The organism is Vibrio sp. B181a (assembly GCF_030248375.1).
Lineage (GTDB): Bacteria > Pseudomonadota > Gammaproteobacteria > Enterobacterales > Vibrionaceae > Vibrio > Vibrio campbellii.
Map to the genome: position 1 here is coordinate 1 of NZ_JAHGAD010000119.1, position 6,996 is coordinate 6,996.

Below are 6,996 nucleotides of genomic sequence, written 5' to 3' on the forward strand. Positions count from 1 at the left end.
GGAAAAACCAAGGCGCAAGGAGGCCTTGTTCTCTGTCTGAATTGGTGAGCGTCACCGCGAGCCGAAGCCGCATCATGGTGAAGCATAACGAGCGCAAGGCTCGTGGTTTTGATAGCACCAAAGCGCTACAACGTAGGCTAAGGGCAGTAATAAGTATGCATTCCAACTTCTCTAATAAGAAGCCGCGACACGTTTCAGAACGCCATTTAAGGGGAGTAAACCCCGTGTGCTTGGCTGCGCTGATGGCAGGCGTCGATTACGGTATAAAAGTTGACCGAAGAGATCAACCCCTTGGTTTTTCCTCAGTGGAAAAATGAGACATCTGTCGCTGCTGCCGTGTGGAGAGGGTTCACTCCTCTATTGGGAGATCAAGCCCGAGCCTCTGCGCCACGTTGGCCATACTATTCGCGAGAACAAACCTAGATTGTTAAAGAGCCTTGCCGTTACTGCGTTGTGCTTTACTACGTAATATGTGTTTCAGTTGTAGTGAAACTCGTTTTTTATGATTGGCAGGAAGGGTAACGATTGCGGCAAAACAATTAAATAATCAACCATTTACATATGCCCTCAGTATTATTGTTGTCTTTTTAACCACCTTAACATACAAAATGTTGTTTAATCAGAATGTTACTGTTTTATTTCCCTGTAAAATAAAGTTCCCTCAACATTTCATAAATGTTTCAAAGTGTGACTATTTGTCACAAAATATTTGCAATCTAAAGGAAGAAAGCGAGCCCCAGAGCAAAGGGGCTCGCTTATTTAGTGCGCAGTGGGATGCGCGCACTAAATTCTGTGCCAGTTCTGCAGCGGTGTTGTCAGCATCGCTGGGTGGGCTAGTTTTTAAAGAGCGACCCAAAGGTTAACACTGGTAACCTTTGGGTTCAATTACTTATTTTTTTAGTATTAGCTAAGATCTCAACGTATGAAGTAACTTGAACTGAACTGAATGACTACTGACGACTTCAAAAGAAAACTGACACTATACATAGATAACTCTGGCCTTAGTGATTCTGAAATAGCGAGGCGCTTAGGTGTAAATCGAGTGAGTGTCGGAAAGTGGCGTAAAACAGGGAAGATCTCCAAAGAGAACTTATCGAAGTTAAGTAAAGAATTGGGGATAAGCGAACAAGAGTTTTTTTCTAACTCTCTTACATCCGATTTACCCCACAGGAAGCTCTCTATTATTCAAGAAGTGCTTCTTTTAGAAATTGGGGAAGTTATAGTCTTGGATGAAATAGAAAAAATTTTAGAAAAAAGAAAGACGTAATGGCGAAGCTTCGATGTGGGTAAGTGTGTAAATCTTTGATTTTCCACTTATCCACATCTTCTATAACAATATATTTTTTATAGTGATCTATATTAACTATATGATCTATATAGCTAATGATATACCCTTTACTTTCAAGTACTTACATAGATAATGGTCATTGCATTTTAGTCTGAATGATCTTATCCTTAGTCAAAGGGCACATGTTTTTAGTCTAAATGATCTTATTTTTAGTTTTTAGGATCTTATTTTTAGCATGGTGGTCACGCTTTTTTAGTCTTTTTACTGTACTTTTCTAGATGGTTACTCATTTTTAGTGTACATTCTTTTTATGGTTACTTATTTTTAGTCACTTTAATGAATTCCTCTCGTCAAAACATAACGACCGAGTTCTATAAAGAACTTCCTCAAAATTTTTTCAAGAAAAGTCATGAGTTGATCTTTAGTCGACTTGATCTAACAGCTCGTGAACATGATATGTTAGCGCTGTTCCTTTCGCGGCTTCACAAAGATCATTGGAGTGATTATCAAGCAGGAAAAGATGTCCTAGCTCCTCAATATACTTTCCATTCTGATGTGTTGAAAGACTGGTTCGGTCTGTCTTCAAAGCAACTTTACCCTACACTTAAGCCTGTAGCAGAAAGGCTTTCTGGTCGTAAGATAGGCCTTGTTAATGATGAGGCTGAGATGTTTGACTTCTTACCTCTATTTGGACGTGTTACCTATAAATCAGGATCATTATCTATCGTTCCCAATGCTGAACTAATGGCTGCGTATTTAGCGCAATCTGCTGGCCATGCTCAAGTAAACCATAAGTCGTTTAGAGCACTAAAGTCTGAGCACTCAAAGCGTTTATATGCGATTCTCTCTCGTTTTAAGTCTCATAATACTAAACTACACCCTCAAACAATTAGCCAACTTCACGGTCTTTTTGGTCTGCTAGATGAAAGAGGGAACTTATCTAAAAAAAGTTATGCTAATAACAAAGTCTTTATTGAACGTTGTATAAGAAAACCTTTAAGTGAAATGATGAAGTGCCCTGATATTTCGTCTGAATTAGAGTTCCTTATAGACGAAAAGTCAGGTTGTTATGGCTATAGACCTATACTACGTGGGAAGAAGATCATACAGCTTGAGTTCTTGTTTAAATGGAAGTCCAGCGATAACAAAGGCGAAGCAGCCTACCGTAAAAGCCTTGAAAGTGAAACTGTTCCGGATAACCCTATGCTTCTCTTAGCGAAAGAAGCTTATCGTGTGGTGATGTCGTACCCTGTTAAGGGGGAATTAACTTCTCATCAAGAACTCGCACTGAAAACGGTTCTAGAGGGGATTGTTTTACTACCTGATGATATGTCTATCGACTCCGGTTTTATGGCCCGTTTAGATCTTATGGGGGTTAAATTGTAGCTATTATGGTTACACTTTTTTAGTTTATCTTAGGTGGTGACTAAATTTTTGTTACCATACTCCCCTCCGCTTGAGGTTTTCCCTTCACTTATCTTCCAGTGGTCACATAAAATTAGTTCAACACTAAATTTATGTGACCACTTTCCTTATCTAGGATCACCTCTTGTGCCATTGCTTGCCATGAAACGTTTGAGTTCATTTTGAGTTCATAATGAGATAATACTACCAGATTGATTCAATTTATTGTTGTAAGTTCGAAAATTTGAGTTACCATTCATTTGGTATAATGTTGGAGGTATTATGTTACTGCGAAATATTCAAGACCTAGGTGAAAGAGCACAGCAATCTCGTATTGCCCGTTCAGAGATACAGCAAGAGGTAAAGCAAGAAGTTACGCAAAAAGTATACTCCCAGAGAGAGTTGCACCGTTTGTTGAAGTTTACAAACAGGCCTATTGCTATGAATACGTTAAAAGATGTGATGATTAGCATGTCTGAACAAGGTGTCGTTTTTCCAAAAACATCGACTAATCAATATCGATTGAGTATGGATGATTGTTACCTGGTAGCTGACTACCTAGGAGTTGAAAAGTATCGAGATAAGGAACTACCTGCTTTTGTTTGTATTCTGCAAAACCTGAAAGGTGGTGTAGGTAAATCTCTCGGAACCAATATGCTTGCCGATGCTCTAATCTCCCTCGAAAGATACGTTTTGCTTCAAAATAGAGTATTGGTAATTGACCTTGATCCACAAGGCACTAGTACACAGCAACTACTACCTGGTTATGAAATATCTGATTCAGATTTAACTTCAATTCTTGCAATGGCGAGCGCTGGGTTATCGAAAGAAGAGCTATTGACGCACGGGATCAAAAGTACATCCATGAACGGAATTGATATTTTACCTTGTGGCACTGCTGATGGCTTTTTAGCTGATGACCTAGATTCTGAAGATATTTGTGGCAACGAAAAATACTTTAACTTACTGAGAAAGAGAATCATTGAACCACTAAGAAATGACTATGACTTTATTCTATTAGATGCGGGTCCGCATATGGATAAAGTTATGAAGAACTGCTTAGCAGCATCGAATGGCATCATGATTCCAATCCCTCCTACGTTCTACAACTGGGACTCAACCGTCCGCTTTGTTGAGCGATTGCCTGTTGTTATTGAAGATATGGTCAATGATGGATTTTTATTAGATGAGTTGCATTTTATTGGAGCTTATACATCAAAAGATATCAGTAAGAAACAGCAGCATGACATTGATATCTATGAAGGTGCTGTTACAGAAATGTATGAGATATTTGGGCATCAATACGTATTAAAACACTCGTTACCTGCTGAAGAAGCATATGAACGATGTACTGATAGTTCTGCAACCATCTTTTCTATAGCCAAAAAAGATTATACCGGAAGTAAAGATGCGTATAACCGTGCTCTAACAAAGGCTACGTGCTGGGCTCAAGAGTTAGTAGAAATGATCATGCATTACCATAAACAGATTTAGGAGGCATACATATGGCGAAAAGTGCATTGGCTCAGCGTTTAGAACAGAGAAAAAAAGCAATAAGTACAACCAGTCCGGAATCTGTTTCCGATAAAGTCACGCAACCAAAAACTCGAAGCTTAAAATTATCTTCTGGGAAAGTCGTTGAGCTCGAGCTTTATACATTTAACGGACAAACTCATATTGAGTCTGACACTGCTGTTGATAGTTCCAACATCCGAAACCAAGATCAACTGACAGCTGAAAGCTTGCAAGACATTTTAGCAAGTATTGAAAATGTACAGCTTTATCCTGCGATTGGATACATCGACAATGAGATAGTGAAAATAGTTGACGGTTCGAGAAGGCGAAAAGCCGCTATTATTCGAGACTGTCAATACTCTGTTGAGGTCGCTAATTGTAAACTATCTCAAAAAGATGCGGAAGAAATCGTTCGCATTTCTGAGCAAAAACGAAAGCTCTCTTATGCTGAATGGGGGCGCTTTTACCAAGCGAAGCTAGATAATGGTATTTATCCTGATGCAAAAACAATGGCGGAATCTGAAGAGGTTTCTACAGGCTTTCTCTCTCTATGTATTAATGCTGCAAAAGTACCAAGCGGATTACTGAATCTGTTTGTTGACAGTAGCTTGGTTGCTTCTCAGAAAAATACCAAGCTACTTATAGATGTTTCGAAAGCACTCGCTTCTCAAAATATTGAACTAAAAGACTTTATAGATGATATTGAAGCTGAGCTAATTTCGGCATTAGAAAGTGCTTGTACTCCAGAAGAACATACGGAGCTAGTTCTCGGTATTCTTGCTGCAACTAAAGGTAAGTTAAAGCGTAAGAACAGTGAAAAAAGTAAGAAAGTTAAGCATGAGGACTTAGGTGGTGGTATTACGTTCTCGGTTAAAAGTAAGGACTCAGCAGTCATTAATCTGCGTAAAGTTTCCGAGGAAAAGAGAAATAAAATCAAAGAGTTTATTCGTGAATTAATGCTCTAGTGCCGAAACGATAGAACTTATTTAAGTTTTTGTTTTTAAATAGCTTTGCGTCTAGTTTTTGATGGTTTCACGCGCATGAATGCCGAAGGGATATCAATTTATCCCTTTCCCCTCCCCCTTTTAACTGGCGCAGCCAGCTCCCTTTTACCCTTTCTGGATAGGGCTTTTCCCTTGGGAAAACCCTTCCCTTGCTCCCTTTTATCCCTTTGGCGCAGCCTACCCTTTGGTTCAGTGTATGGTTTTCTGGCTGATGGAGTGTCGTCGCAAGGGCGGTTGAGTGTTGGTTCAGCTTTGCTTAATGTAACGTAAGCCAATGATTGCCGGTTCGTGTAGATGTAAACGGATTTAGAGTGACGTCAAAGCGCAAAAATGTGAGTGTCATTGTGAGAAAAAAGAAGGGGGGACATGACTGCCCTCCCCTCTGTGCTTAAGACGATAAATCAATCATCTCGTGTTGGCAGGTCTGACACCTTAGTATCGTGACAGGTTGCTCCTGGCTATAGCGGTTATCTGCTCCAAACTCTCCGCGTTCTAGGTACGGGGGATCTTCATTTTCTGGAACCTCAAGTGCACGTAACGTGCCCTTTTCTCCGCAGTTGATGCAATAGTTCATAGCCTTTTCTCGTGTCAAAAGCGCGTGTAAACGCCGGTCAAATCCTCAAAGGTCTGCTCCAATTGATCGCAGTACACGCCTGACTCTTGTAAAACCTCAATGGCGTCACCTTGACGTGCATTCACTTTCAATGCGGTCATGGTGTACGTGTCACTGGCGGCCAGCTCCACGCGTACTTTGTTGATACCCAGCTTGGCAAAGCGGGCGGGCAGCGTGAACATCAGCCCCTGCTCTATCGCCACAAACTGCTTGGCTCCGGTCATCACGATGAATCGGTTGCCACCCAGTTGTGCCAAGATGGTATTCGCGATACGTAAGCGCGCGTCTTTGGTACTCATCATATTGCCTCCTTGGTTTGATACACACAAAGCGCAAACACTTCGGGATTGGCGTAAAGCTCAGGATGCAAGTACGCATCAATAATGCGATCTTGCTCATCCATCACCATTAACGCCCATAGCGTGTTGTTTGCATCGATGTAGTAATGAAACTCTCGATACGGCTCTGGATGGGTACTCGGCGAGACAAACACCCCGTTCGAGGCTTTGTGCTCAATCAAGGTGATAAGCCGAGGTTGAACGGCATCATCGGGTCGGTGGATACGCAGTAAGTGCATGGTCTGAGCCAGCAAGGCATGAGACAGCGCCAAATGCTGCTTCAAAGCCTCACAAGGTCGTAGCGTGCTTAACTGCATGGCTAAGGCTTGGTAAACCTGCGCTGAGTCAATCTGCCCTTCGTTATCAAAGTGCAGCTCACTTTGGCTGGCCATGTTGTACATACGTTGCTCCAATTGTATTCAAAATAAAAAGGGAGCGAACCGTGAGGCAGGCTCCCGGTTAGGGTTAAGGGGTCAAGACGTTAATGACGAGTTTGTTGTAACAGTGACTTTGCTAACGCCACTTCCACACTGTCGCCATCGCTGTTGAGGATATCCAGTCCGTTATCGGGCATGTCGCCAGAGGTGGATTGGGTGACCGCGATTTTCTTGGCCATCAATTCCAGGCACGCCATTTGCGCGCTGCCTTGATAGCCTAAAAAGGTCACGTCCACATCTTCACGTTGACCAATACGCCAACTGCGCCTTGCGGCTTGCATCAGCGTATAGACGTTGTAGCCGGTGTTGGTGAACACAATCGACGGAAACTCCAACAAGTCGAGTCCGGTCTTGACCAGTTCGGGGTTGGTGATGAGTACATCAATGCCTCTGTCCA

General features: G+C 41.8%; 7 protein-coding genes and 1 pseudogene. 5 read left to right on the plus strand and 3 right to left on the minus strand.

Annotated features, from left to right (window positions below):
* The 5 genes from KIO97_RS26050 to KIO97_RS26070 all read left to right on the plus strand — a co-directional run.
* A partial coding sequence (locus KIO97_RS26050) for a hypothetical protein (RefSeq protein ID WP_285384363.1) occupies positions 1-317 on the plus strand: 317 nt, incomplete at its 5' end.
* A 629-nt stretch (positions 318-946) separates the two neighbouring features.
* The gene (locus KIO97_RS26055) at positions 947-1,267 is read left to right on the plus strand and encodes a helix-turn-helix domain-containing protein (RefSeq protein WP_105069556.1); all 321 of its coding nucleotides are present in this window, start codon (positions 947-949) and stop codon (positions 1,265-1,267) included.
* A 357-nt stretch (positions 1,268-1,624) separates the two neighbouring features.
* Positions 1,625-2,674: a replication initiation protein gene (locus KIO97_RS26060; protein WP_105069555.1), complete on the plus strand. Its 1,050-nt coding sequence runs from the start codon at positions 1,625-1,627 to the stop codon at positions 2,672-2,674.
* 300 nt (positions 2,675-2,974) lie between these two features.
* Complete coding sequence (locus tag KIO97_RS26065; protein ID WP_105069554.1) at positions 2,975-4,186, plus strand: ParA family protein; 1,212 nt, start codon at positions 2,975-2,977, stop codon at positions 4,184-4,186.
* An 11-nt stretch (positions 4,187-4,197) separates the two neighbouring features.
* On the plus strand, positions 4,198-5,172 hold the full coding sequence (locus KIO97_RS26070; protein ID WP_285384364.1) for a ParB N-terminal domain-containing protein: 975 nt from the start codon (positions 4,198-4,200) through the stop codon (positions 5,170-5,172).
* A 627-nt stretch (positions 5,173-5,799) separates the two neighbouring features.
* Here the strand turns inward: KIO97_RS26070 and KIO97_RS26075 are convergent.
* The 3 genes and pseudogenes from KIO97_RS26075 to KIO97_RS26085 form a co-directional block, all read right to left on the minus strand.
* The gene (locus KIO97_RS26075) at positions 5,800-6,126 is read right to left on the minus strand and encodes a hypothetical protein (RefSeq protein WP_104036974.1); all 327 of its coding nucleotides are present in this window, start codon (positions 6,124-6,126) and stop codon (positions 5,800-5,802) included.
* Complete coding sequence (locus KIO97_RS26080; protein WP_285384365.1) at positions 6,123-6,563, minus strand: hypothetical protein; 441 nt, start codon at positions 6,561-6,563, stop codon at positions 6,123-6,125. Before KIO97_RS26080 ends, KIO97_RS26075 begins: the two co-directional genes overlap by 4 nt.
* Before the next feature lie 80 nt (positions 6,564-6,643).
* A pseudogene (locus KIO97_RS26085) lies at positions 6,644-6,996 on the minus strand (helicase); the annotation flags it as partial.